At 44.6% G+C, this 24605-nt stretch carries 23 protein-coding genes; 16 read left to right on the plus strand and 7 right to left on the minus strand.

Annotated features, from left to right (window positions below):
- The first annotated feature begins 442 nt into the window (after positions 1-442).
- The 3 genes from AC3AQ9_RS04035 (at position 443) to AC3AQ9_RS04045 (ending at position 3923) form a co-directional block, all read left to right on the plus strand.
- Entirely contained in the window at positions 443-1144 is a 702-nt protein-coding gene (locus AC3AQ9_RS04035) for a GDSL-type esterase/lipase family protein (protein WP_488306157.1), read from the plus strand.
- Between the two features lie 386 nt (positions 1145-1530).
- Positions 1531-2934, plus strand: coding sequence for an FAD-binding oxidoreductase (locus AC3AQ9_RS04040; RefSeq protein WP_488306158.1), 1404 nt, complete (start codon positions 1531-1533; stop codon positions 2932-2934).
- A complete protein-coding gene (locus AC3AQ9_RS04045) occupies positions 2931-3923 on the plus strand; it encodes a bile acid:sodium symporter family protein (RefSeq protein ID WP_488306159.1) in 993 nt (330 codons plus the stop codon). The genes AC3AQ9_RS04040 and AC3AQ9_RS04045 overlap by 4 nt, the downstream gene beginning before the upstream one ends.
- Before the next feature lie 85 nt (positions 3924-4008).
- Here AC3AQ9_RS04045 and AC3AQ9_RS04050 read toward each other — a convergent pair whose 3' ends face one another.
- The 4 genes from AC3AQ9_RS04050 to AC3AQ9_RS04065 all read right to left on the minus strand — a co-directional run bounded on the left by AC3AQ9_RS04050 (position 4009) and on the right by AC3AQ9_RS04065 (position 7352).
- On the minus strand, positions 4009-4344 hold the full coding sequence (locus AC3AQ9_RS04050; RefSeq protein WP_488306160.1) for a hypothetical protein: 336 nt from the start codon (positions 4342-4344) through the stop codon (positions 4009-4011).
- Positions 4345-4426: 82 nt separating this feature from the next.
- Positions 4427-5125, minus strand: a complete 699-nt coding sequence (locus tag AC3AQ9_RS04055; protein WP_488306161.1) for a Na-translocating system protein MpsC family protein — start codon at positions 5123-5125, stop codon at positions 4427-4429.
- 74 nt (positions 5126-5199) lie between these two features.
- Positions 5200-5898: a Na-translocating system protein MpsC family protein gene (locus tag AC3AQ9_RS04060; protein WP_488306162.1), complete on the minus strand. Its 699-nt coding sequence runs from the start codon at positions 5896-5898 to the stop codon at positions 5200-5202.
- Between the two features lie 596 nt (positions 5899-6494).
- Positions 6495-7352 (minus strand): NAD(P)H-hydrate dehydratase, encoded by an 858-nt coding sequence (locus tag AC3AQ9_RS04065; RefSeq protein ID WP_488306163.1) that lies wholly within the window; start codon positions 7350-7352, stop codon positions 6495-6497.
- Positions 7353-7502: 150 nt separating this feature from the next.
- Between AC3AQ9_RS04065 and AC3AQ9_RS04070 the strand changes: the two genes are divergently transcribed.
- The 8 genes from AC3AQ9_RS04070 to AC3AQ9_RS04105 all read left to right on the plus strand — a co-directional run bounded on the left by AC3AQ9_RS04070 (position 7503) and on the right by AC3AQ9_RS04105 (position 14052).
- Positions 7503-8246 (plus strand): ZIP family metal transporter, encoded by a 744-nt coding sequence (locus AC3AQ9_RS04070; RefSeq protein WP_488306164.1) that lies wholly within the window; start codon positions 7503-7505, stop codon positions 8244-8246.
- A 123-nt stretch (positions 8247-8369) separates the two neighbouring features.
- The gene (locus AC3AQ9_RS04075; RefSeq protein ID WP_488306165.1) at positions 8370-9326 is read left to right on the plus strand and encodes an MBL fold metallo-hydrolase; all 957 of its coding nucleotides are present in this window, start codon (positions 8370-8372) and stop codon (positions 9324-9326) included.
- A gap of 78 nt (positions 9327-9404) precedes the next feature.
- Entirely contained in the window at positions 9405-9770 is a 366-nt protein-coding gene (locus tag AC3AQ9_RS04080) for a nuclear transport factor 2 family protein (RefSeq protein ID WP_488306166.1), read from the plus strand.
- A 225-nt stretch (positions 9771-9995) separates the two neighbouring features.
- Complete coding sequence (locus tag AC3AQ9_RS04085; RefSeq protein WP_488306167.1) at positions 9996-10961, plus strand: nucleoside hydrolase; 966 nt, start codon at positions 9996-9998, stop codon at positions 10959-10961.
- 13 nt (positions 10962-10974) lie between these two features.
- Positions 10975-11577: an ECF transporter S component gene (locus tag AC3AQ9_RS04090; RefSeq protein WP_488306168.1), complete on the plus strand. Its 603-nt coding sequence runs from the start codon at positions 10975-10977 to the stop codon at positions 11575-11577.
- Positions 11578-11640: 63 nt separating this feature from the next.
- Entirely contained in the window at positions 11641-12396 is a 756-nt protein-coding gene (locus tag AC3AQ9_RS04095; RefSeq protein ID WP_488306169.1) for an energy-coupling factor transporter transmembrane component T, read from the plus strand.
- Positions 12381-13244 carry an energy-coupling factor ABC transporter ATP-binding protein gene (locus tag AC3AQ9_RS04100; protein ID WP_488306170.1) on the plus strand — a complete coding sequence of 288 codons (864 nt, stop codon included), beginning with the start codon at positions 12381-12383 and terminating at the stop codon, positions 13242-13244. The genes AC3AQ9_RS04095 and AC3AQ9_RS04100 overlap by 16 nt, the downstream gene beginning before the upstream one ends.
- Complete coding sequence (locus AC3AQ9_RS04105) at positions 13237-14052, plus strand: energy-coupling factor ABC transporter ATP-binding protein (RefSeq protein ID WP_488306171.1); 816 nt, start codon at positions 13237-13239, stop codon at positions 14050-14052. Before AC3AQ9_RS04100 ends, AC3AQ9_RS04105 begins: the two co-directional genes overlap by 8 nt.
- A gap of 713 nt (positions 14053-14765) precedes the next feature.
- On the opposite strand, the gene ptsP is transcribed toward AC3AQ9_RS04105, so the two are convergent.
- Entirely contained in the window at positions 14766-16478 is a 1713-nt protein-coding gene (gene ptsP / locus AC3AQ9_RS04110; RefSeq protein WP_488306172.1) for a phosphoenolpyruvate--protein phosphotransferase, read from the minus strand.
- Complete coding sequence (locus AC3AQ9_RS04115) at positions 16478-16744, minus strand: phosphocarrier protein HPr (RefSeq protein WP_036804699.1); 267 nt, start codon at positions 16742-16744, stop codon at positions 16478-16480. Before AC3AQ9_RS04115 ends, ptsP begins: the two co-directional genes overlap by 1 nt.
- 179 nt (positions 16745-16923) lie before the next feature.
- Between AC3AQ9_RS04115 and AC3AQ9_RS04120 the strand changes: the two genes are divergently transcribed.
- The 5 genes from AC3AQ9_RS04120 to AC3AQ9_RS04140 all read left to right on the plus strand — a co-directional run bounded on the left by AC3AQ9_RS04120 (position 16924) and on the right by AC3AQ9_RS04140 (position 24265).
- Positions 16924-17676 carry a DeoR/GlpR family DNA-binding transcription regulator gene (locus tag AC3AQ9_RS04120; protein WP_488306173.1) on the plus strand — a complete coding sequence of 251 codons (753 nt, stop codon included), beginning with the start codon at positions 16924-16926 and terminating at the stop codon, positions 17674-17676.
- Positions 17673-18605, plus strand: coding sequence for a 1-phosphofructokinase (gene pfkB, locus AC3AQ9_RS04125; protein WP_488306174.1), 933 nt, complete (start codon positions 17673-17675; stop codon positions 18603-18605). Before AC3AQ9_RS04120 ends, pfkB begins: the two co-directional genes overlap by 4 nt.
- On the plus strand, positions 18602-20518 hold the full coding sequence (locus tag AC3AQ9_RS04130; RefSeq protein ID WP_488306175.1) for a PTS fructose transporter subunit IIABC: 1917 nt from the start codon (positions 18602-18604) through the stop codon (positions 20516-20518). Before pfkB ends, AC3AQ9_RS04130 begins: the two co-directional genes overlap by 4 nt.
- A 209-nt stretch (positions 20519-20727) precedes the next feature.
- Positions 20728-22824 carry a sensor domain-containing protein gene (locus AC3AQ9_RS04135; RefSeq protein ID WP_488306176.1) on the plus strand — a complete coding sequence of 699 codons (2097 nt, stop codon included), beginning with the start codon at positions 20728-20730 and terminating at the stop codon, positions 22822-22824.
- Positions 22825-23032: 208 nt separating this feature from the next.
- Positions 23033-24265 carry an AI-2E family transporter gene (locus tag AC3AQ9_RS04140; protein WP_488306177.1) on the plus strand — a complete coding sequence of 411 codons (1233 nt, stop codon included), beginning with the start codon at positions 23033-23035 and terminating at the stop codon, positions 24263-24265.
- Between the two features lie 129 nt (positions 24266-24394).
- On the opposite strand, the gene AC3AQ9_RS04145 is transcribed toward AC3AQ9_RS04140, so the two are convergent.
- Positions 24395-24580 carry a hypothetical protein gene (locus AC3AQ9_RS04145; RefSeq protein WP_488306178.1) on the minus strand — a complete coding sequence of 62 codons (186 nt, stop codon included), beginning with the start codon at positions 24578-24580 and terminating at the stop codon, positions 24395-24397.
- Between the last annotated feature and the right edge of the window lie 25 nt (positions 24581-24605).

Below are 24605 nucleotides of genomic sequence, written 5' to 3' on the forward strand. Positions count from 1 at the left end.
TCCCAGTGTAGCGGACGGCGTGGATCAATCACTGGTTCTTCTTTAGCTGCTTTGACCAATCGTTCATCTGTTCTTTCTAATTCAGAAGTTGTTTCCTTCTCGGAACAGAACACTTGTTCTATTTTAAAGAAAGGTTTATAATAGACTAAAGAGGAAAAAGCATTCTTCGCCTGAGTGTGCCTGAAAAAACGTTAGATGATTTCATTTCCAAGCAAAGTGAACGGGGGAAATGCATAGAAAAAGCCAAAAGAATTTGAGTACATTCAATATCTTATGTAAAATTAAATTATTCCTTTAAAACATATCAGATGGAATAGCTTGATATAAAGACAAGAAAATAGACATAAATATTACACATTTTCAGCAAAGCGATAAAATCGAAGAACTGGTATTTTTGTGATAAAATTAGTGCATATCCAACTAGAAAGGGACGTGTTGCAGGATGAAAACCAATTCTCAGCCTGGCGCCCTTTTGACAGGAGCGCCTTTCTCGCATCCAAAAAAGCAGAAAAAAATGCTTTATATAAACCACATTGTACTGCTAGGTGATTCAGTCGCTTATGGCTACGGTACACAAGGCGGCATCGCTAAATACTTGAAAGAAACCTTTCAAAATAGCAAAGTGACTAATTTGGGCATAAACGGATTGACAAGCAATGGAATGGTAGAACGTCTGCGTTCAGGCATTTGGGACAAAACAATTGCCTCTGCAGATATGGTTTTGATCAATATCGGCGGCAATGATTTGCTCCGGGGCTTCCGCGGATACGGAGCGAAAGGGCTGGTGCGCCAATTTTCCTCCATTAAACGGACGTTCCGCCAGAATTTGCTTGAAACTTATAAGCGGATCCGGGAGCTCAATGAAGCTATCTTAATTGTCCAGAACAATTTGTATAATTCGATGAAAAAAGAAGTACAGTATTTTGGCTTTACGGATCTATTATTGCGGCTATGGAACTCATCAATCGGTGAGAAAGATGTCATTGTTTCCCGCACGGACATTATGGGGAAAAATCCGGAGATTTGGCTCGACGCGATTCATCCAAATGACGCCGGTTATAAGTTAATGCATGAATTATTGATGAAAACTTTAGATTCTACCGGTATTATCATTAATCCCCCAGAAAGAGCGAATCAATCTTGATGGGGTTAATATAGAAAAGGCCCAATGGTATGACATACCAAGGGGCCTTTTTCAATGCAAATCAATTGAAGCAACAAATAGAGGATGGCAATAGCGATCGTAGCTCCATAAAAAAGCTGCAGCAAGATTGGACTTTACTGATATATACCAACATGAGCTTTTTAAGGGATCCGTTATTATTAGTTTTTTAGCAAATTGTTTCTTGATCCATAACGCGGCAGAAAATCAAAGTTTGAGCTGTTTATTATTATTTTAATATTATATTCCTTTTAACTTTTCTGATAATTATGTATAATGAACACTATTAACCGGACTGAAATAACAGGAGATTTTAGATATTCTTTATTTCTTTACCGGGAATCGTTATACATAAGGAGCGAAAGATTATGACCCTACAGAACCTCACCGTAATTATCGATGCCTTAAAAGCGGCATTAGCAGAAGAACAGGTCACGGTCAATGAGACGGTAAGAGAATTGCATGGCAAAGATGAATCTTATCATGCTCTTCAATTACCGGACATTGTCGTTTTTCCTGAAACAACCCAACAGGTCAGCGAAATTATGAAAATCTCCAACAAATTTAAGGTGCCGGTTGTTCCATTCGGCCTTGGGTCGAGTCTGGAAGGCCATGTCATTCCAATTAATGGAGGAATCACGATTGATTTTTCATTGATGAACAAAGTGCTTGAAGTTAAGGAACATGATTTTCTGGTAAAAGTACAGCCTGGCGTGACGCGCACTCAGTTAAATAAGGAACTGAAGAAATACGGTTTGTTTTTTAGTGTAGATCCTGGAGCGGATGCGACGCTCGGAGGAATGGTAGCGACCAATGCCAGTGGAACTACATCAGTCAAATATGGCGTCATGCGTGATCAAGTGCGCGACTTGGAAGTGGTGCTTGCCGATGGCATGGTCATCCACACAGGCAATATGGCCGCTAAATCGTCATCCGGCCTTCACTTGAATGGATTATTCACCGGTTCTGAAGGAACACTCGGCTGCTTTACGGAAATGACGCTGCGCGTGTATGGCATTCCGGAGCATGTATCTGCAGCGCGGGCCTGCTTCCCGTCTGTCAATGACGCTGTAGAAGCGGTAGTGTCCATACTGCAGGCAGGCATTCCCGTAGCGCGTGTCGAGCTGGTCGATGAACCGTCGATGAAACAAGTCAATCTTTACAGCGAAACAACATACCAGGAACAACCGACTCTGTTTTTGGAATTCCATGGAAACGAAGCTGGCTTAAAGCAAGATGTTGAATTCATGAATGACATCGTTTTGGGGCACGGTTGCCAGGAAATTCAATTTGAAACCGATACTGCCGGCCGCAACAAACTATGGGAAGCCAGGCACAATCTGGCTTATGCGTTCATCCACGGCTATCCAGGCAAGAAAATGATGGTAACCGATGTCTGCCTGCCGATATCCGAACTTGCTGGAGCCGTTGCCCATGCCCGTGAAAACCTGGAAAGCATGGAGTTGATCGGCGGAATCGTCGGACATGTCGGAGACGGCAATTTCCATGTGCTGCTGATGATGGATATGAAGGATGCAACAGAAGTTGCGAAGGCCGGGGAATTCAATGAACGGATTGTCCTCTACGCGCTTGAGCGGGGCGGCACCTGTACAGGAGAACATGGCGTTGGCATCGGTAAACAGAAATATCAGCAGCAGGAACACGGCGATGCGCTTTTCGTGATGCAGAAAATCAAACAGGCATTGGATCCCCACAATTTGCTGAATCCGAATAAAAATGTCAAATCCGAGGAAAAGGGGGTCTCCCAATGAAACTGCTTGAAAAAATGAGTGCTGTTGCCGGTAAGTATTTCGCTGTTTGGGTGATTGCCATTGCTATCATCGCCTTTTTGATTCCCGAGCCATTCTTGCCATTCGGAAACTATATCACCATTTTGCTTGGGATTGTCATGTTCGGAATGGGGCTGACTTTAAAACCGGTGGACTTTAAAATTGTTCTCATGCGCCCAATTCCCGTCATCATCGGAGTAGCTGCGCAATTTATCATCATGCCGCTAGCCGCTTTCTCCATTGCCTATTTGCTGAAATTGCCTCCAGAACTTGCTGCAGGTTTGGTGCTCTTGGGGTGCGTCCCGGGTGGAACAGCTTCTAATGTGATGGTTTACTTGGCAAAAGGAAACTTGGCATTGTCTGTCGCCATGACTTCCATGTCAACTTTGCTGGCACCAATTATGACTCCATTATTGCTTTTGTTATTAGCAGGGCAATGGCTGCCGGTTGATCCGGTATCCATGTTTATGTCCATTGTTCAAGTCATTATCTTTCCGATCGCTTTAGGGTTTATTGTACAGAAGTTTTTCCCGACAGCAGTAGAGAAAAGCGTTTCGATTGTGCCGCTGATTTCAGTATTGGCCATTTTGATCATTGTTTCTGCAGTGACTGCAGCCAATGCTTCGAATGTCGTCAGTGCCGGGTTCATCGTCTTTATTGCCGTGTTCCTGCATAATGGTTTCGGATTATTGCTCGGTTATTTAACGGCAATGGCGCTCGGATTGAATGAAAACGATAGACGCGCCATTTCAATTGAAGTCGGCATGCAGAATTCAGGTCTTGGAGTTGCCTTGGCAACAGCCCACTTTAGTCCGCTTGCTGCACTTCCAAGCGTGTGGGGAGCTATTTGGCATAATATCTCCGGACCGATCATTGCAACAATTTGGTCGAAAAAACCCGTCCAGGAAGATAATCCAGCGGCTACTTCTTCTGATAAAGCGGTTCCTTCCGGTGCGAATGCAGGAAAATAACGCCTAAAATTGCTCTCTGATAGCCAAGAGAAATTAGAAAAGAACAAAAAACGAGAAAAGCTGGCAAGCAGCTTTTCTCGTTTTTTTATTTTTGCCGCAAAAATTCAATCCGCTCTATGCCACCTACAGTCTTTGTGGAGAAAACGATTTCGTCACCTTTTTTAAGAACTTTAAAATCGCCCGTGGCGTCTTTGGAAATGGGATAACGTTTTTCTGTGCCTTTGATATCGATGATCACTTCGTCTTTTTCAGCGTCGGCAAAACCTTTAAAAATTCCATCCGTTTGAGTTGTCAAGTCAATGCCTGATGCCGGTTCTGTGCGTTCTGTTTCCTGAACCATTTCATTTTCCGGACGTTCGATACAGCCAGAGAGCGACAAGACAAGCAGTCCGAATAATAAGGTCTTAGGGATGAACTTCATCAGTGCTCCGCCTTTCCATATGGACGTCTGTGAAAGCAAACATAGCCGAATAAATTAGCAGTTGGTTTTTCCATGAAGAACATTACTTTTTTTGAGGTTCCAAGACGAATACGGTATAACCGACGGCTGTATCAAAATTCCAATCGACGAAAGTTTCCAGGATTTTTCGTTTCAACACCTTCTCGAGTTGGACTTCTTCCAATACTTTAAGTTCCAACGGGCGTTTGGCAAGCTTTAATTCTTCGGAAAAACCGTTAATGATGAGTTCTTTTTCTATTTGTACTAAAATTTCGAAGCGCCTTACGAGAACAGTGCGCTCACTAAGCCAAAAGACTTCTGTTCGTTCAGGCTGTTTTTCGGCTAGTTTGCTGGCTTTGTCTATTTCTGTCCGAAAAGCTTCTTGATCTATTTCTTCCAGCCAGCCGGACTGTTCTTCCCGAGGATCTTCATCTAATACGGCGATGATCATTCCAGTTTCATTATCTAGATTCCAATCCGCATAAATTTCTTGTATGTCCAGTTCAGTAATTTTCTTTAACTCCAAAATAATTTCCGAACGAAGATCGTTCATCAGCAAATCTCGTATTTCCAATACTTGTCTGGACGCTTGCTGCTTCATCAGAATTTTTTCCATCGGTGCCAGGAAGCCACGAAAATGGATGGTGATAAAAGGACTTTTTAAGGTGACGTAGACAGAAGTAGGGCCTTTTCCAAAATTCGAACGCAATAAACTGGAGATATAGGCAACAACTTCGGCTTCCATCGGTTTATCCACTGCCATTTTACTGCCTCCTTTTATGAATGGATTCGCGATTTTCACTGGATATTAAATGAAAATTGTATTTTTGCTAGTCGTTATGGAAGTACCGGTTCCAAGATGAAAACCAGGTAAGCTTTGTCGTTAATAAAATCCCAGTCGACGAACAATTCAGAAATCGGTCGATGCAAAATTGGCTCCAGTTCCAAGGCACTCATAATCCGGTGTTCCAGCGGTCGTTTAGCAAGCCGCAATTCTTCAATAACACCGTTTTTAATCAATTCTTTTTCGATGTCAACCATGATGCCAGATCGTTCTACGAGCAGAACATCGTTGTTTAAGGCATAAACCGTGATTGAATCCGGGGCTTTTTGGGTTTTTTTGCTGATTTGGACAATCTGCTCGATGAGTGCTTCTTTGTTAAGGTCTGCTGGCCATTCAAATGCGGTGGGATCAGACGTTTCATCCAGTACGATGATAAACATGCCGGTTTCTTTTTCAAGATTCCAGTCTGCGTAGAATTCCACCACATCCAACCCGCTGATTTTGGCTATGCCTTTCAATATTTCCGTTTTAATGCTATTCATTAATAAATCCCTGATTTCCATCACTCTTTTTGAATCTTGCCGTCGCATCAAGACTTTTTCAGTAGCCATTAAAAAGCCGCTAAAATGAATGACGATAAATGGGTTTTTGATTGTTGCCATTACTGATTGGGGGCCTTGACCGAATTGATCCTGGAGAACCGTTGAAATATATTTGCCGATTTCATTGTGTATCTCTTTTTCTTTAGTCATTTTCAGGCTCCTTTTATCAGAATTTCATTTCGATTTTGGTCAATTATATGGGATAAAGGTGGCATTAGCAATCAACGTGCAATAATTAAGCTTTTTCAGAAACCTGAAGAATAGCAGAAAAACAGGCATTCTTTCGGTTGAGAGTCTGAATCGAACAGATAGGGGAAAGAGAGTGTAGCAGAAGAAACCTGGGAAAGGGAGGCGGCAACTCGAATCTATCAAAGAGGATTTCCAGTTTTATAGAAAGCGGTGATAGCTATATGAGCTTTTTCGCAGGGACGCTCATTGTCCACATCATTGCAGGAAGCATCTGTTTGCTGTCAGGCGCTGTGGGTTTTTCAGTACGAAAAAGGCGAGGGACGCATACTTTATTCGGTGAAATCTATCATGGCTGTTATGTGGTGATTTTATTGACTTCTATGGGCATGGCTTTTTGCATTGAAGAGACAGCTCGGTGTTGTTTTATACCGCTATTTTTTCATATAAAGCGGAAAAAGTTCAATAATGCAGTCACCTGATATCAAGAATCAGTTGAAAACCATTACCTGGTTTTGCTTTCAAAAGATCAATATCATTAGTGTTTAAGTGCTTTTATGTTACTTGGTCTCGTATCTTTTCCATACACTTGGAAGAAATTCAGTTATTTCATGAGCCAGCATTGTTTGCGTAGAACGTGTTTCTGCCCACTGGTCTGCACAAGCCCCATGGAGAAACACGGCGTTTAAAACTGCATGTTTCCAGTCTTCATGGCAGCAGAGCATCCCGAGAATCATGCCTGTCAATGTGTCACCAGTGCCGCCTTTTGCAAGCGAGGGATTTCCGGTAGAGTTTTCCCAGGTCTCACCATCCGGGAAGGCAGTGATTGTCTGGTGTCCTTTCAAGACGATGGTGACCCCCAGCTTTTTCGCATGCATGGACGCGTAGTATCCGCGTTGCTTCTCCAGATCCTGTGTTGAAATTCCTGTAATTCTTGAAAACTCTCCAGGGTGAGGAGTTAAAATAATCGGAGCTGGCCGCTCATCATATATCCTTTTGGATAAAGCACCCGCATCGAGCACAACAGGACAATCGCAATCGACAAGCTGTTCGATAGCATGTTCCGTTATCCGGTTCGGAACAACGCCAGGCCCGATGGCAGCTGCACGGTACTTATGCAGTTCAAGCGTGCCGTCTGCTACTCTCTCTATGCCATTTCGGATATACGTAGCTTCCGGAAGGGAAGGGACCACTAGAGGGATTACGTCCGATTCGGTTCCAATCTCAAGTTTTCCAATTCCAGAGCGCATAGCCCCAAGCCCGGTTAATAGCGCAGCACCTGGCATGTCCCGACTGCCCGCTAATAATAACCCGGTGCCGTAGGTTCCTTTATGGCTTTTTCGATTCCGGATCGGAAGGGTTTTTTCGACAGATATTCCGGTCCAAACAGGCAGCTTTTCATCATGATTTGCCAACATCTTCATCTCCCAGCATATTATCCATTTAATAAGGCATACCCGTTCCGAGCAATAAAATAACGATTGCAAAATTTGAATTTCTTTAGAGGTTATGATTGTTAATTTACGGGAACGGTAAAGCATGGAAATGAAAAGGAAAGGGTGGGGTGTATGGGGCAAGCGCTATTTTGGGGCGCAGTTGCAGGCGGAGCCAATTTATTGGGCGCATTGATAGTGATGGCCGTCGCGCTTCCACAAAAGCTCATCGGTTATATTATGGCACTTGGTACCGGAGCACTTATCGGAGCCGTGGCATTTGAGCTTTTGGTGGAAGCGATGGAAATCAGCGGGTTGACGTATCTAGCACTGGGATTTCTTGGAGGCGCATTAATTTTTACTTTTTTGGATATTTTGGTTACTCGGAAAGGCGGTATGCACCGCAAACGCTCCGGGCATGGAAGGGATGCGCCCAGCAATTCGGAAGCAAGTTCTGGCATGGCCATCTTTCTTGGCACTATCATGGATGCTATCCCGGAAACAGCTATGATCGGGCTTGGCATTGCCCAAGGTGGAGGCATCGGTTTTGCTTTGATTGCAGCTGTTTTCATCAGTAATCTGCCTGAAGGCATCTCCAGTACAACCGGTTTGCAAAAAGGCGGGTTCCACAAAAAGAAAGTGCTGTTGATGTGGGTTTTTGTGCTGGTGGCATCCGCTTTAAGTTCCCTTTTCGGCTACACATTCCTGGAAAATGCATCACTAGATGTGCAAGCCCTGCTCAGTGCCTTTGCAGCCGGCGGCATCATTGCTATGGTGGCATCCACCATGCTGCCTGAAGCCCATGAAAAAGGCGGACCAATTATCGGGTTCATTACAGCATTAGGCATCTTTATTACGCTTTTGCTTCAGCAAATATAAAATAAGGCCTTGAGAAAGATTTCTTAAGGCTTTTATTTAAGACAAGTCAAAGGACAGAAGTATGCTTTTGTAGGTGTAAGTGTTAGAATATTCAGTATAGTTTTGAATTGAAGGAGGATGGCCGTGCATAAACAATTAAACGAACGCATTCACATTATTGACGGATGGGATTTAGGATTAAAAGAAAGGACAGGAACTTATGTAATCAATGAGCAGGATTTAACAATTATTGATACAGGCGCGAGCCCTTCGGTGCAGCATGTAAAAAGCGGGCTAAAGGATTTAGGGTATTCACTGGAGCAAGTGAGGTACATAATCGTCACCCATGTCCACCTTGACCATGCCGGTGGAGCAGGGCTGTTGCTTCAAGATTGCCCGAACGCCAAAATTGTGGTCCATCCAAAAGGGGCACGGCATCTTGTGGATCCGAGCCGTTTGGCTGCTGGGGCCAAGTTGGTTTATGGTGAAAAGTTTGATAAATTATTCAATCCCATCATACCGGTTCCGGAAAGCCGGCTGCTGATCAGAACGGAAGGCGGCCGATTGCAGCTCAGCCCGACTTGTACGCTGGAATTTTGGGATACGCCGGGCCATGCCAATCATCACTTTGGCATCTATGATCCTGTCAGCAACGGCATGTTTGCCGGAGACACGGCTGGAATCCGCTACGAGCAGCTGGTCCCGGATGGCATCGATTTGTTTTTGCCGTCGACTTCCCCGAATCAGTTTGATCCACTTGCCATGAAACAAGCGATTGACCGGATGCTGAAACAGAACTTGGATGTTATCTACTATGGCCATTACGGAATGACCGAAAACCCCAAGGACGCGCTTGAACAAGTTTCCGGCTGGCTCGAGGTCTTTTTGGATGAGGCGAAAAAGGCAGTTGACAGCGGTTATGGTTCCGATGGCATCACGGCCAGATTGATGGATCGGGTAAGGCAATATTTGAAGGCGCTGCACGTGGCTGATGATCATCACGTTTACAATATTATCCAACTTGATATGGAAGTCAGCTCAATGGGCATCATTGATTTTTTGGCTAAAAACAAAAGCAGTAAGCCTGCGGCAACTCAATAAATCAGCAGCAAAGTTGGGTTTAAAAGTGAACTATCGGGTATTGAATAAAAAAGATTTCCTTAAGGAGGAAAATTCTATATGGCAGATGTGAAAAGCGAAAAGTTTTTTAAAGAAATGAACATAGCTTTTGTAATCGGTGACTTGGATTTTCTTAAAAAACATGTTGCGGATGACATCATTTGGGAGATGGAAGGCGAAGAGACCATTCGCGGGAAAGAAGAATTTTTGAGCTATGTCGGCGCCATGGAAACCAACCATGATGTGAAGGTCACAATTGACAATGTTAAAACTGAAGGTCTCCAAGCCACTGTAACCGGAAAAATGATGGTCAATGAAAAAGATGGCAATGTCAAATCTTATTCCTATCAAGACATATACCAAGTAAATTCGGAAACTGGAGGGAAAATCACCAATTTGACATCCATCGTCCATGAAGACAAATAATTCAGCAATGCTTAAAGAGGAGACAGCGATCTCCTCTTTTTTTATGTCCGGATATTTCCGGAAGAAAACCGTATGCCACTCTTGTTCAGTGCAGGATTTTTACAGTTCGTAATCGAATTACTTAATGACCTTTGGAGGACAGATATAAATGCTTAAAGGGGAGAGTACGATTTTGGTAAAGCATTTGTTCGACGAAGGCCAGGAACTATATGGAGGAGGTATTAGATGGCTATTCCGGTGATTATCGACTGCGATCCCGGTATTGATGACGTGATGGCATTGACTTTAGCTTTTGCTCATCCGGAACTGAAGGTCAAGCTGATTACAACAGAAGCGGGAAATCAGACGCAAGCAAAAACAGTAGCGAATGCATTAGCATTCACCAGCTATTTGGGACAGGACATCGAAATCGCAAAAGGTCTGGACAAGCCGATGTTCAAAGAGCTCGAAATTGCAGATGCTGTCCACGGAGACAACGGTCTTGGGAATGTGGAATTTCCTGAATCATCGCTGGAGTTGAGCGGACGAACGGCTATTGGAGCAATGAAACAAGTATTAATGGACAGCACGGAACCGGTAGTGGTTATCGCAACCGGCCCGTTGACAAATCTGGGAGCGTTGCTGTTCACGCATCCTGAAGTCAAACAGAAAATTAAATTCATTTCTTATATGGGTGGAGCAGCAGTTGGCGGAAATATGAGCCCAACCGCTGAATTTAATGTATATGTTGATCCTCATGCCGCTGATTTAGTATTCCGCTCCGGTGTTCCGATTGTTATGAGCGGATTGGATGTCACACATAAAGCGTATGTAACGCTGGAAGAACTTCGAAAAATTGAAAGCATCGGTTCCGATTTGGCCTTAAAAGTCTTGAAAATGCTTCGCTTCTATATCAAAGAGGCAAAACAGACGGCATTTCACACGCCGGATTTCGAAAACTGCATCCGTCTGCACGATTTATGTGCAGTCTCGTATGTCTTAACTCCGGAACTGTTTGACGGCGATGACTGTTTTGTTCAAATCGAGACGGAAGGCCGATTGACGGCAGGGACCACTGTCGTCGACTATGCCCAGCGTTCCGGGAAGGCGGCCAATGCGAAAGTGCTGCATACGGTCGACCGGGAAAAATTTGTCGCCCAATTTGTCGATGCAATCAAAAAGATGAGCCTGCAGAAAGTTGACCATAACTAAAGGGGGAAAAAAGATGAAGCGCAGTTTTAAAGAAGATTTCAGTTTAATGGCCATGCTGTTGATTCCAATCGGAGTCGCAATCAATATTGTCGGTTTTCAATTGACAAATGTTCTGCGGTTGCCGATTTTCCTGGACACCATCGGCACCATTTTAGTCGGTGTCATTGCAGGGCCGTGGGTGGCTTTGCTTGCGGGACTTATCACCAACTTGATCAATGCGATATTCAATCCAACTTATTTGCCATATGCCTTAACTTCAATGGCCATCGGTGTAGGAGCCGGACTTCTCTCCAAATATGGTTTTTTTAAAAGCGTACCGAGAACGATCATTTCGGGCATCATTATTACATTGATTGCCGTTGTCGTATCAGCACCGATTACGGTTTTGGTATTCGGCGGCGCTACAGGAAATACCTCTTCTCTGATTACGGCAACTTTCCTGGCATCGGGACAGCAATTATGGACAGCCGTATTTTCATCCAGCTTTATCGTTGAAATCGCCGATAAAGTGGTGTCTGTCCTGATTGTCTTTTTCATTGTAAAAGGCATGTCAGACCGATATTTATCAAAGCTGAAATATGGCCACCTTTATATGAAGCGCAGAAGCCGGATATAAAAAATGTTTTATTGATCTTCGCAGCAACTTAGGTGCAGCTATGGAAAAGAGGTGGCATCATTTATGAAAACAAATACATTGCTCCAGCTTCATCCGATGACCAAATTTTATTTTGCACTTTTCATTTTAGCGATTGTTTTAATCGTTCCAGGATACCTATTTGCTTTTTCACTATTTTTTGTGTTGCTGGCTATTTCCATAATGGCGGGCGTATTCAAACAGTTTATTGAAATTGTCTTGAAAGCTTTATTGAGCGTATTAATCATTGTTTTTCTGATGCAAATCTTTTTCTTTCCAGGTGAACAAGTGCTGTGGCAATGGTGGATTTTTGAAATCAAGCAAGAAGGCATTTATTACGGCCTCCTGTTGACTTCCCGCATCTTGGCGATCGGCTCTGCTTTTGTGCTGTTCTTTAGAATGACAGAGGTGCGGGATTTTGTTAAATCACTTGAGGACAAAGGTATGCCGCCGATGGGTGCATATGTGGTTTTATCTACGCTGCAAATAATCCCGGAAATGCGCCGCCAAGCTAATACCATCATGGAAGCCCAGAAAACAAGAGGCGTCGAAACGGAAGGTTCCTTATTCGTGCGGGCGAAAGCATTTATTCCAACTTTAACACCGCTGATTTTGTCTTCTATCGCCGGCACTGAAGAACGGGCCTTGACACTCGAGTCCCGTGCATTTTCGGCACCGGTCCAAAAGACCAGCTTGCATAAGCTGACAAGAAGCAATTTGGACAGGATTCTGCCGATTGTTTTTCTTTTAATCATCATCGCTTTACTCGTCTGGAGGGTTTTCGTATGGCCGCAGTCATAATTGATTTAAAAAACGTATCATATCGTTATCCGGTAAGTGATGATTATGTATTGAAAAATGTGTCCTTTACCATAGAAAAGGGAAAATTCACTGCCATCATCGGCAATAACAGTTCAGGCAAAACAACTCTTTGCAACGCCATCCGGGGATTTATTCCTCATTTTTATAAAGGAGACCTGGAAGGCGAAGTTCTTGTTGAGGGCATCAATATACGGGATACGCAGCTTGGCCAATTGGCTGAGAAAGTGGGTTATGTTTTCCAGAACCCATTTATTCAAGTTTCAGGCGTTAAAGACAATGTTTTTGAAGAAGTGGCATACGGTTTAGAAAATTTGGGGATACCGGTTGAAGAAATTCGTTTGCGGGTTGAGGAGATGCTGAAACTCGTTAAAATCGACCATCTGCGCGATAAAAACCCATTTGAGCTGTCAGGTGGCCAAAGACAGCGTGTTGCCCTTGCGTCCATAATAGTAATGGACCCCGATATTCTGGTCATTGACGAACCGACTTCCCAGCTCGATCCTATTGGAACAGAGCAGATTTTCGACATTATCAGCTTGATGAAAGAACGGGGCAAAACCATTATTTTGGTTGAACATAAAATGGACTTGATTGCTGAATATGCCGATGACTTGCTTGTTATGCATAAAGGGGAACTCGTTATGCAAGGCGCCGTTCGGGACATTTTCGCAGATCCGCAATTCGCACAATATGAAATACAATATCCGCACGTTACAGAACTTGCACTACAGCTTCAACACGCCGGGATGCCACTGGCGTTTTTGCCGATAAGAGATCGCGAATTGGCAGAAGCGCTGAATTTGAATGGAGTGATTGCCCGTGACTGACCTTCTGTTGAAAAATGTCAGTTTCTCTTATCCGGACGGCACAAAAGCGCTTGAAGACTTTTCCTTGTCGGTCAGAACTGGCGAGCGCGTTGCCATTGTCGGACAGAACGGGGCTGGGAAAACGACTGCAGTAAAACTGATGAATGGCTTACTGAAACCGACGGCTGGAACGGTGCTTGTCGGTGATTGGGATACCAAACAATACACTACGGCTCAAGTTTCAAAGAAAGTCGGCTACGTTTTCCAGAATCCGGATGATCAAATCTTCCATAATGATGTGGAATCCGAGGTCCGTTTTGGTCCGAAAAATATGAAGTTTGACACGGAACGTGTAGATGAGCTGACACAATGGGCAATGGAGATTTGTGGGATCACCGATTTTGCGGAAGAAAATCCCTATAATCTGCCATACTCTGAACGTAAATTCGTGACGATTGCGTCTGTTCTAGCGATGGATTCGGATATTATCATCCTTGATGAACCGACGGCCGGGCAAGACAAAATCGGATTGAAAATTCTTGGGCGCTTGCTGGAGACGCTAGAACAAAAAGGGAAGACGGTCATTACGATCACGCACGATATGGAATTTGTCACCGACTATTTCCGACGGATTGTTGTCATGGCAAACCGAAAGCTCGTTGCCGACGACCAGGCGAACAGAATTTTTTATGATGCCGGAATTCTGGAAAAAAGTATGCTGAAGCCTCCAGCGGTAGCTCAGATGGCGAGAATGCTGGATTTTCCGGACGGCATCCTATCCAAGCAGCAATTGATTGATGCAATCCTGCAGCAGCGCACCGGACATTAAAAAAGCCACAAGGTTCAAAAGAACCTTGTAGCTTTTAGGCTGTTGAAAGACACTTATGCTTTTCTATCATTTCGCTCCAGGGCGGACGCTTTCCGCGGGGTGTGGCCCTGAGCCTCCTCGCTCGCTGACAAAAGCCTTGTGCTCCTGCATCGCTGCGCTAGCTTCGTCGCAAATGAGGTGGGCAAACTGCTTTTGCCCACCTCATTCCCTGCGGGGTCTCAGGACTCACACTATTCCCGCAGGAAAGGCATCAGCCAACCATAGTTGGGTGGTGCCTTTGCGACGAAGCGCCTGGCGCTGCAGGAGCACATCTTTGCCCTTCGCCGCCTTCCGCTGCATGCTGCTTCCGCTTGTCACTTTTAGAGATGCTCTAAAAGTGTGAGTATTTTGGAAAGCTCTATAATTTTTGTTCCTGCTCTCTAGATATGGAGCCAACCAGCGGAGAAAACCGTACTGCTCCTGCATCGCTTCGCTGCTTCGTCGCAAAGACTCGCCCTCGCAGGCGTCGGCCAATGTCTTGCCTGCGGGGCAGCGTAAGCGACGAGACAGCCGAGACCCCGCAAGACGCGAAGCGGCTGAGGAGGCTTGGCGCTCGCCCGCGGCAAGCGGAGCTGGTTGGCGGAATATAGGATAAGTGATGAAAACAAAGTAAATTTACTTTCTCAACAACTTAAAAGCCCCCAAGGTTCTTTTGAACCTTGGGGGCTTTTGTTTTACATTTTTTCTTTTACGTAAGTGGCAACTTCCACTGAAGTGTCCATCGCTAGAATATGGTCAATATGGCTTTCCATATCGGCTTTTGATAATTTGCTGATTTGTGCACGTGCTTTCAGAATAGATGAAGCGCTCATTGAAAATTCATCGAGGCCGAGGCCGAGCAGGATCGGAATGGCAATTTCATCTCCTGCCATTTCTCCGCACATGCCTGTCCATTTGCCTTCGCGATGCGAAGCATCAATGACCATTTTCACCAGTCGCAAAATCGCCGGGTTGAAAGGCTGGTACAAATACGACACGCGTTCGTTCATACGGTCAGCCGCCATCGTGTACTGGATCAAATCGTTCGTGCCAATGGAGAAGAAATCCACTTCTTTTGCAAACGTATCCGCCATAACAGCAGTAGAAGGAATTTCAACCATGATGCCGATTTCGATCGAATCACTGACTTCAAGGCCTTCTGTCTGCAGCTTCGCTTTTTCATCGAGAACGAGCGATTTTGCCTGGCGGAATTCGTCGAGTGTTGCAATCATCGGAAACATGATTTTCAGATTGCCATGGACGCTTGCACGCAAGAGAGCGCGCAGCTGTGTCCGGAACATATCTTCCATCTCCAGGCATAAACGGATTGCCCGCAAGCCCAGGAAAGGGTTCAATTCTTTCGGCAATTGCAAGTAAGAAAGCTCTTTATCGCCGCCGATGTCCAATGTACGGACTACCGTCGGTTTGCCTTCCATCGCTTTCAATACCGAAGAATAAGCTTCAAATTGCTCTTCTTCCGTCGGGAACTGGTCACGGCCCATGTACAGGAATTCCGTGCGGTATAAACCGATCGCTTCTCCGCCGTTTTCCAAAACGCCAACCGTATCTTTCGGTGTGCCGATATTGGCGCCAAGTTCCACTGCATGGCCGTCCGTTGTGATGGTCGGCTCATTTTTCAGTTTTGCCCATTCCGCTTTTTGACGGTCATATTGCGCTTTCTTTTCTTCATAAGAAGCAATGGTTTCTTGGTCCGGATCAATGATGATTTGGCCATCGAGTCCATCAACGATGATGGTTGTTCCGTTTTCAATAACTTCCATTGCAGTCTTCGCCCCGACAACTGCCGGTATTTCCAAAGTTCGGGCTAGAATGGCCGAGTGGGAAGTGCGTCCGCCGATATCGGTAATAAATCCTTTAACAAATTTCGGATTCAATTGCACTGTATCGGAAGGGGTCAAATCTTCCGCAATGATCACGACTTCATCGGAGATCATGCTTGGGCTTTGAATGGACACCCCCAAAAGGTGGGACAGCACGCGTTTTGTGACATCGCGGATATCTGCTGCACGTTCTTTCATATAATCATTGTCCATTGATTCGAACATCTGGATGAACATATTTGCGGTTTCCTGCAAAGCATATTCCGCATTATTTTTGTCGGTCTCAATTTTTTCCTTGATCGGGCCCAGCAATTCCGGGTCGCTTAACACCAGTAAATGGGCTCCGAAAATGGCGGCTTCTTTATCACTGATCTGCTGAGAAGTTTGTTCTTTAATCGTTTCAAGTTCTGAAATGGATTGGGTTAATGCGGCTTCTAAACGGGCTACTTCCTGCTCTGCATCCGTTACGATCGTTTTTTCAACAATCAATTCCGGATTTTCAAGTCTGAATGCTTTTGCAATGGCAATGCCATTAGAAGCGGCGATTCCGGATAGTGTTTTGGTCATTAGTTTGAAAGCCCTTCTGAAGCCATAACCTGGCTGACTTGAGCAAGTGCTTCTTCTTCGTCTTCTCCATTTGCAGCCACAGTAACAGTGGACCCGGAAGCCACTCCGAGGGACATAACCCCTAAAATCGATTTAAGGTTCACTTTTTTGCCTTTATGTTCTAATGTGATGTCTGATTTGAACTTAGATAAAGATCCCACTAATGCTGAAGCTGGACGAGCATGGATACCTGCTTCATCTGTGATTGTAAATTGTTTTTCTACCATGTAAAATTCCTCCTCTAAATAAATGATTGTTTTTGGTCGATTCTTAATCAATTATGAACGATTTTGAAAGAAATTTAAAGCGAATGAATGTTTTTGATTGCTTATGAATGATTATGATTGATTTTGGAAGCGATTTCAAGTATTATCTATTTAAATGAATCAGTAAAGAAGGTGAATGGATGTTAACGAACGAACGGCATGACTTCATTTTGAAATTATTAGAAGAAAAGCAGACGATTAAAATTCAAGAACTTGTGGATTTGACGGCCGCTTCCGAGTCGACAATCCGTCGTGATTTAACTGAACTTGAAAACCAGCAAAAATTGGAACGTGTTTTTGGCGGAGCTGTTCTTCCTGCGCGTTACCTGACCGAACCGAGTGTAGCTGACAAATCTACACAAAACCTGCAAGAAAAAATCCAGCTGGCGAAATTTGCAGCTGCGTTCGTCCATGAAGGCGACAGTGTGTTTTTGGATGCAGGCACAACCACTTTTCAAATGGTTCCTTTCTTAAAAGAAAAAGACCTGGTTGTTGTGACAAATGGATTGACCTTGGTCGAATCATTAAACGAGCATGGCATCACCACTTATCTGACAGGTGGCAGGGTCAAGCCGCGGACCGGTGCACTGGTCGGAGCACAGACCATCCAATCTTTAAAAAATTACCGCTTCGATGTTTGTTTTCTTGGAGTCAACGGATTTCATCCCGATTATGGATATACGACGCCAGACCCGGAAGAAGCAGCTGTTAAGCAGCTTGCCAGTTCACTAGCGCGCAGGACTTATGTGCTTGCCGACCATTCAAAATCCAATAAAGTGAGCTTTGCTAAGATTATGGACTTGGATCAGGCAATTCTGGTCGTTGATGAATTATCCGGTGAAACCATTGAAATTATGGAAAAAAAGACTACAGTGAAGGTGGGAAAAGCATGATTTATACGTGCACCATTACACCATCTATAGACTACACCACCTATTTACCCAAATTCAAGACCGGGAAACTGAATCGCACGGACGACGTACATTATTATCCGGGCGGTAAAGGCATTAATGTTTCCCGTGTACTAAGCCGGCTGGGAACTGCCAATCAGGCACTTGGATTTGCAGGCGGGTTTACAGGCAATTATATAGAAGAATTTCTCCAAACTGAAGGTGTAGCCACCGATTTTATCAAAACGGAAGAAATCACGCGGATCAATGTGAAAATCAAATCCAATGAAGAAACTGAATTGAATGGTCCAGGTCCAGCCTTGAACGAAGGACAACTCAGCGAATTGGCAGAAAAAGTCCGGGCGATGGAAAAAGGCGATTGGTTTGTGCTGGCAGGCAGTTTGCCTGCCTCGATTCCGATATCTTATTTCATGGAACTTGCCGACATCTGCCGAAACCGTGAAGTCCGCTTTGTTCTTGATACATCCGGTCCGGCATTAAAAGAACTGGTAAAAGCCAAACCGTTTTTGATCAAACCGAACGAACATGAGCTGGGGGAATTGTTTGATATTGAAATAAGCGGCAAACAACAAGCTTTGTTCTATGCCTCGAAACTGATTGAAAGCGGTCTTGGACATGTCATCGTTTCAATGGGCGGTGAAGGCGCGTTGCTGGTGACTAAAGATGAGGCAATTTCGGCGCAGGCGCCAAAAGGGCAAGTCATCAATACGGTAGGATCCGGTGATTCGCTGGTTTCTGGTTTTATCGCTTCCTATGCAACAGAATCCAATGCTGTAAATGCGTTCCAATACGGAGTGGCTTGCGGCAGTGCCACAGCTTTTCGCTCCGATCTATGTGAGAAACAAGATGCAGAAGCGCTGCTCAGCCAAGTTGTACTCCACCCCATTAATAAAGAGGATGTGACGACATGAAAATTACTCAATTATTGACTGAAAACACCATTATCCTGGATGTGAATGCTTCTTCCAAACCGGAAGTGATTGACGAATTGGTCAAGCAGCTCGACCGTGCCGGGAAGTTAAATGATCCGGTCCAGTTTACAAAAGACATTTTGACGCGTGAACAGCAAAGTACGACGGGCATCGGGGAAGGCATTGCAATCCCGCATGCCAAATCCCACGCTGTCAAAGAGCCGGCCATCGCTTTTGGCCGTTCGGCACAAGGCCTCGATTATGAATCAATGGACGGCCAGCCGGCAAACCTGTTTTTCATGATTGCCGCTACTGAAGGCGCCAACGACGCCCATTTGGAAGCCTTGTCCCGCCTCGCCACATTTTTGATGGACGATAAATTCCGGACAAGAATCCTTGCAGCTACATCGAAACAGGAAGTCCTGCAAGCCGTGACTGACAAAGAAACAGAAGAAGACGGACCGGTCGCACCAACAGATGAACATACCGCTCCGGCAGAATCTTCCAGACGGATTTTGGCTGTCACAGCTTGCCCGACCGGAATTGCCCATACGTATATGGCTGCTGAAAAGCTCAATGACCGGGCAAAAGAGCTCGGCATTGACATCAAAGTGGAAACAAACGGTTCAAGCGGCGTGAAAAACCGCTTAACGGACGCTGACATTGCAGCAGCGGACGCCATCATTGTAGCTGCTGATACTAAAGTGGAAATGGCGCGTTTCGCCGGCAAGCCGGTCATCCAGACAAAAGTCGGCAAAGCAATCTATGAGACGGACCAATTGCTGAACCGCGCAGTCGCAGGAGATGCTCCGGTTTATCAGCACGATAAATCAAAAGATGAATCCTCAAATACCGAATCGAAAGGATTGTTCTATAAGCATTTAATGAACGGCGTTTCCAATATGCTGCCTTTCGTTGTCGGCGGCGGGATCCTGATCGCCATCTCCTTTTTCTGGGGCATCAATGCGGCTAATCCGGACAGCCCGGAATACAATGAATTTGCTGCTATGCTTAGCACCATTGGCGGAGGCAATGCGTTCTTCCTGATGGTACCGGTGCTTGCCGGGTTTATCGCCATGAGCATCGCGGAACGGCCTGGCTTTGCTCCAGGTATGATCGGCGGTTTGATCGCCATCACGGTCACAGGTGTTGAAGGAGCAAGCGGCGGTTCCGGTTTCCTTGGCGGTCTGATCGCCGGATTCCTGGCGGGTTATGTGACATTGCTCGTTAAGCGGGTATTTACTGTTTTGCCGAATTCACTTGAAGGATTAAAGCCGGTGCTGTTCTTCCCGGTGTTCAGCATCGCCATCACCGGAATCATCATGATGCTGGTCAATCCACAATTGACGAAAATCTACACAGCGATTTCTGCTTTTCTTGAAAGCCTTGGCGGTACGAACTTGGTGCTGGTCGGCCTATTGCTCGGCGGCATGATGGCCATTGATATGGGCGGCCCGATCAACAAAGCCGCTTATACTTTCGGCATTGCCATGCTGGATGCACAGAACTTTAACTTTATGGCAACAGTTATGGCAGCTGGCATGGTTCCGCCGCTTGGAATGGCCATTGCCACAACGATTTTCAAAAACAAATTCACCAAGCCGGAACGTGAAGCCGGCAAAACCGCTTACGTTTTAGGTGCTTGCTTTATTACCGAAGGTGTCATTCCGTTTGCTGCGGCAGACCCAGCGCGTGTTATTCCGGCGTCGGTTGCCGGGGCGGCCGTGACCGGTGCACTCGTTATGCTGTTTGATGTCAGCCTTCGCGCTCCGCATGGCGGGGTGTTCGTCATGGGATTGGTAGACGGCGGTATCGTGCAAATATTGATGTATGCTGTCGCTATCATCGCCGGAGCCTTTGTTACGGCCATCGTGGCCGGTGTCTTGAAAAAGAAAGCTGTTGCAATCGCTTAATTGAAAAAAGCCGTTACAGATATATAGTCTGTAGCGGCTTTTTGTGTTTTTATTTTATCAATAGTTTAATATAATGAAATAAAAGTAAAAAAAATCCAGAACTTTTTATTGCAATTAAACCATGCTTTAAATAAACGTGATAAAGTGTAGTTTATAGAAAGCTCGAAGAGAAAATATTAGGCCTTACGTACAGGGCGGGGAGTGATCGTTTGGACAACCTAGAGAGCAATATACTGCATTCTATCATCAGCGGAGACAATCCGGATTTTTTATTGGAGATGTTTTCAAGCTTAGTGGAAGAAGCAGCGGTCTGCATGTATATCTTAAGAGACGGGGCTTACAGCTATGTCAATAAACGATTCTGCGACTTTTCCGGGTATACGAAAGAGGAGATTATGAAAGAACAAAATGTTTTGGCCAAATTGATCCATCCGGAAGATTTGCCCATTGTGTTAAAGACGATCCATAATCGACTGGAAAATAAAGATGCTAAATCACGCTACCGCGTCCGGATTGTGAAAAAAGACGGGTCTTCAGCTTATACCGAAATCCATTCTGTCAAATCGGTGATCGATGGTGTCATCGTAATGGCGGGAACTGTTATAGATGTGACAGAAGAAGAAATGGTGAACCAGCAGCTGAAGGAAAACAATGAGCGTTTCCATTCGCTATTTTATACGAATCCGGATGCTATTTTTGCCATTGATTTATCGGGGAAATTCGTCGATGTAAATCCAAGCTGTGAAACCTTAACCGGCTTTACCATAGATGAGTTATTAAAAATGTCGTTTACACCGCTAATCCTGCCCGAACATTTGCCGAAAACGATGGATTATTTTGAAAAAGCCTTACAAGGTTCGACCAATAGCTATGAAATTTCAATTTACCATAAAGACGGAAGCCATTTGCACTTGGAAGTCACGAGTTTTCCTAAGAAACAGAATGGAGAAATTGTAGGGGCTTACGGCATCGCCAAAGACGTCACAGAAAAGCTGCTTTATAAAAAACAAATGGAAGACTTGGCGTTTTACGATTCTTTGACGAAATTGCCGAATCGGAGACTTTTTGAAGACCGGGTGCAGCAAGTCATAGAAATGGCGAAAATCAGTGATTGTGAACCCGCTGTCCTTTTCTTGGACTTGGATCGCTTTAAATTTATCAATGACTCATTAGGGCATTCGTCAGGTGATGAATTTTTGATTTTAGTGGCTCAGCGATTAACGGAGAATCTGCGTAAAGGCGATACAGTGGCGAGAATTGCGGGAGATGAATTTGTTATCCTATTGCCAACTACTGAACGGCAGGAAGCGGCGGGAATAGCGGAGCGGCTGATTGCTTCGATGGGAGAACCCTTTGACGTGGCCGGCCATTCGGTGTCCATTTCCGCTAGTATCGGCATTGCTTTTATAGACAGTCAAGACGAGACGGCTTCCGATTTGATAAAAAAAGCGGATACTGCCATGTACTATACCAAAAAACACGGCTCCAATAATTTTACGGTTTATTCGAAAGAACTGGATTTTAAAACAATATTCAAAGTAGCTGTGGAAAAAGATTTAAAATCCGCCATTGAAAACAACGAATTTGAACTGTTTTATCAGCCGATTGTCAATTTGAAGACCGGCCAGTTGACGGGCATGGAAGCTTTATTGCGCTGGACCCATCCCACTCTCGGGTTTATCGCTCCTGATAATTTCATTCCCATATCCGAAGAAAGCGGGCAAATCATCCCGATTGGCAAGTGGGTGCTGGAAACGGCTTGCCGGCAAAACAAGGAATGGCAAACTGCAGGGCATTCCCCGTTTAAAGTCTGTGTAAACATTTCTACAATGCAGTTAAAGCGCCCGGATTTTGTGGACAAAGTAAAAGCCATACTCCTTGAAACGGAACTTGCTCCGCAATGGCTGGAACTGGAAGTGACTGAAAGTATTTTGATGGAAAATACAGAAGTTGTGAAAGACAGTTTGCGGCAGTTAAAAGATATGGGCATATCCATGTCGATCGATGATTTCGGAACAGGATATACATCACTTAGCTATCTGCGCCAGTTTGCTTTTGACCGGGTCAAAATCGACCGCAGTTTTATAGAAGATATTGACCGTGATTTGAACGGCAAAGCCATTACATCCTCGATTATCGCTTTAGCGCATAAATTGAATATCGGAGTGATAGCAGAAGGCATTGAAAATGAATGCCAGCTCAAGTACCTTCAAGAAGAATTATGCGACGAAGGGCAAGGCTATTATTTCAGCCGCCCCTTGCCGGCAGAAAAGCACATTTTTCCTATTGGAAGCAAGAATTATTAAAGTCTCGAAATTTACGATTTAAGGAATATTTTTATGTAGAAAAGGGAACTCTATTAATACCACTTAACAAATTCTTCCGTTATTAGGAAGATTCTTATCTGTTGTCGGAAAGTAGCCAGATTGCCTTCTTCATTGATTGCGGTATGGCTGTTTTTTTACGTGAATGCTGCTCTGGCCGTTCGTACTTTTGGACAAGGAGGATAGCAGGATGGAGCCCGAAAAAGAAAAACTGAATATGCGGACAGTCGCCACATGGTTCGGAAGATGGTTTTTGAATAATAAACTGGTTGCGATTCTGTTGGTCGTGTTGTTGGTTTTTTTGAATCTTTATCTTTTGTCGAAACTCGCATTTCTGTTTTGGCCAATCCAGGGTTTTTTTAAAGTGATGGGCCTGCCGATTGTTATGTCCGGTGTCCTCTTTTATTTGCTGAATCCGTTGATCGACTGGATGGAAACGAAAAATATCTCGAGGGTGAACAGCATCATTATGGTGTTCGGCTTGCTGCTCGGGTTGATCATTTGGGGAGTGACCATCCTCATTCCCATTTTGCGGGAACAATTTGAGAGCCTGCTCGCCAATTTGCCCGATTATATCGATAGTTTGGTCATCCAAATCGATTCTTTGCTCCGAAGCGATGTGTTGTCCCAGCTGCAAAGCCGATTGACAGGAGATACAGAAGGCATTACCACATCCATCACGGATCAGACGGATGAAGTGGTCGATACGACCGTCACTGGCATTGGAAGTGCATTAGGTGTCGTAACGAATACGGTTCTGGCGTTGATTACCACGCCGATTATCCTGTTCTACCTGTTAAAGGACGGCCATAATCTGCCTTATCATATTATGAATTTAGTGCCTTCCCGCATGCGTGAAAAAACGTATGTCCTATTGAAAGAAATGAACTTGCAGATTAGCCAGTATATCCGTGGCCAGTTGCTCGTCGCGTTTTTTGTAGGATTAATGTTTTGGATTGGTTTTACAATCATCGGGCTTGAATATGGTTTGATCCTCGCCATCATGGCTGGCGCGCTAAACCTCATTCCTTTTTTGGGCTCGTTTATCGCTTTTATTCCAATTGTCATTGTGGCCATCGTGGCTCATCCGCCAATTATGCTGGTAAAAGTGCTGATTGTGTTTTTTATCGAACAGACTCTCGAAGGCCGTATCATCCAGCCGCTGATTCTAGGCAGCAATTTGAATATCCATCCAGTGACCATCATTGCCGTATTGCTGACGGCCGGGCAACTATTCGGCATTGCAGGCGTTGTCTTGGGGATACCGGTATTCGCTGTCAGTAAAGTCATTTTCGTGCATTTATTCATTTGGTACCGGACCTATACCGGATTATACGATGATAATTTCAATCCGGCTCCAAAGCCACTGGTATCGGAGAAGAAAAAGCGGAAGCAGCTGTCGATTCGGAAAAAATTGCAATAGCATTTTATAATGATCAATGGTTTTTTCAGAAACTGCTGGACTGTTTAAACGAAGGAGGTGCTAACGATTTAAACCAACAAATTTGCAAAATAAAAAAATGAAATCATTTGCATGATTTCATTTAAGGGATCAATCGGTTGTATGATTTGTTGATTTTCCTTTTCTCCAGGAATAAAAGGCCAAGGCAAAAAAGAAAAACGCTGTATTAAAGAAAAAGACAATGTCGTCGAACATGCCTTCAAACAGCAGGATGTTGATCAAAGTTAAGACATGCATGACGCCAAGGGTGATAATTAAGACCGTCGAAGTTTTCATAAACGTTCCTCCATCAGTTATTGAA

This window comes from Planococcus sp. VCh962 (assembly GCF_057748275.1).

Bases quoted from the DNA above. Each gene is read 5' to 3' on its own strand.
- AC3AQ9_RS04120 (WP_488306173.1), top strand. From the start codon at position 16,924: ATGTTAACGAACGAACGGCATGACTTCATTTTGAAATTATTAGAAGAA.
- AC3AQ9_RS04090 (WP_488306168.1), top strand. From the start codon at position 10,975: ATGAAGCGCAGTTTTAAAGAAGATTTCAGTTTAATGGCCATGCTGTTG.
- AC3AQ9_RS04060 (WP_488306162.1), bottom strand. From the start codon at position 5,898: ATGACTAAAGAAAAAGAGATACACAATGAAATCGGCAAATATATTTCA.
- AC3AQ9_RS04140 (WP_488306177.1), top strand. From the start codon at position 23,033: ATGGAGCCCGAAAAAGAAAAACTGAATATGCGGACAGTCGCCACATGG.
- AC3AQ9_RS04065 (WP_488306163.1), bottom strand. From the start codon at position 7,352: ATGTTGGCAAATCATGATGAAAAGCTGCCTGTTTGGACCGGAATATCT.
- ptsP (WP_488306172.1), bottom strand. From the start codon at position 16,478: ATGACCAAAACACTATCCGGAATCGCCGCTTCTAATGGCATTGCCATT.
- AC3AQ9_RS04095 (WP_488306169.1), top strand. From the start codon at position 11,641: ATGAAAACAAATACATTGCTCCAGCTTCATCCGATGACCAAATTTTAT.
- AC3AQ9_RS04045 (WP_488306159.1), top strand. From the start codon at position 2,931: ATGAAACTGCTTGAAAAAATGAGTGCTGTTGCCGGTAAGTATTTCGCT.
- AC3AQ9_RS04050 (WP_488306160.1), bottom strand. From the start codon at position 4,344: ATGAAGTTCATCCCTAAGACCTTATTATTCGGACTGCTTGTCTTGTCG.
- AC3AQ9_RS04100 (WP_488306170.1), top strand. From the start codon at position 12,381: ATGGCCGCAGTCATAATTGATTTAAAAAACGTATCATATCGTTATCCG.
- AC3AQ9_RS04115 (WP_036804699.1), bottom strand. From the start codon at position 16,744: ATGGTAGAAAAACAATTTACAATCACAGATGAAGCAGGTATCCATGCT.
- AC3AQ9_RS04145 (WP_488306178.1), bottom strand. From the start codon at position 24,580: ATGAAAACTTCGACGGTCTTAATTATCACCCTTGGCGTCATGCATGTC.
- AC3AQ9_RS04040 (WP_488306158.1), top strand. From the start codon at position 1,531: ATGACCCTACAGAACCTCACCGTAATTATCGATGCCTTAAAAGCGGCA.
- AC3AQ9_RS04130 (WP_488306175.1), top strand. From the start codon at position 18,602: ATGAAAATTACTCAATTATTGACTGAAAACACCATTATCCTGGATGTG.
- AC3AQ9_RS04085 (WP_488306167.1), top strand. From the start codon at position 9,996: ATGGCTATTCCGGTGATTATCGACTGCGATCCCGGTATTGATGACGTG.
- AC3AQ9_RS04035 (WP_488306157.1), top strand. From the start codon at position 443: ATGAAAACCAATTCTCAGCCTGGCGCCCTTTTGACAGGAGCGCCTTTC.
- AC3AQ9_RS04055 (WP_488306161.1), bottom strand. From the start codon at position 5,125: ATGGCAGTGGATAAACCGATGGAAGCCGAAGTTGTTGCCTATATCTCC.
- AC3AQ9_RS04070 (WP_488306164.1), top strand. From the start codon at position 7,503: ATGGGGCAAGCGCTATTTTGGGGCGCAGTTGCAGGCGGAGCCAATTTA.
- AC3AQ9_RS04080 (WP_488306166.1), top strand. From the start codon at position 9,405: ATGGCAGATGTGAAAAGCGAAAAGTTTTTTAAAGAAATGAACATAGCT.
- pfkB (WP_488306174.1), top strand. From the start codon at position 17,673: ATGATTTATACGTGCACCATTACACCATCTATAGACTACACCACCTAT.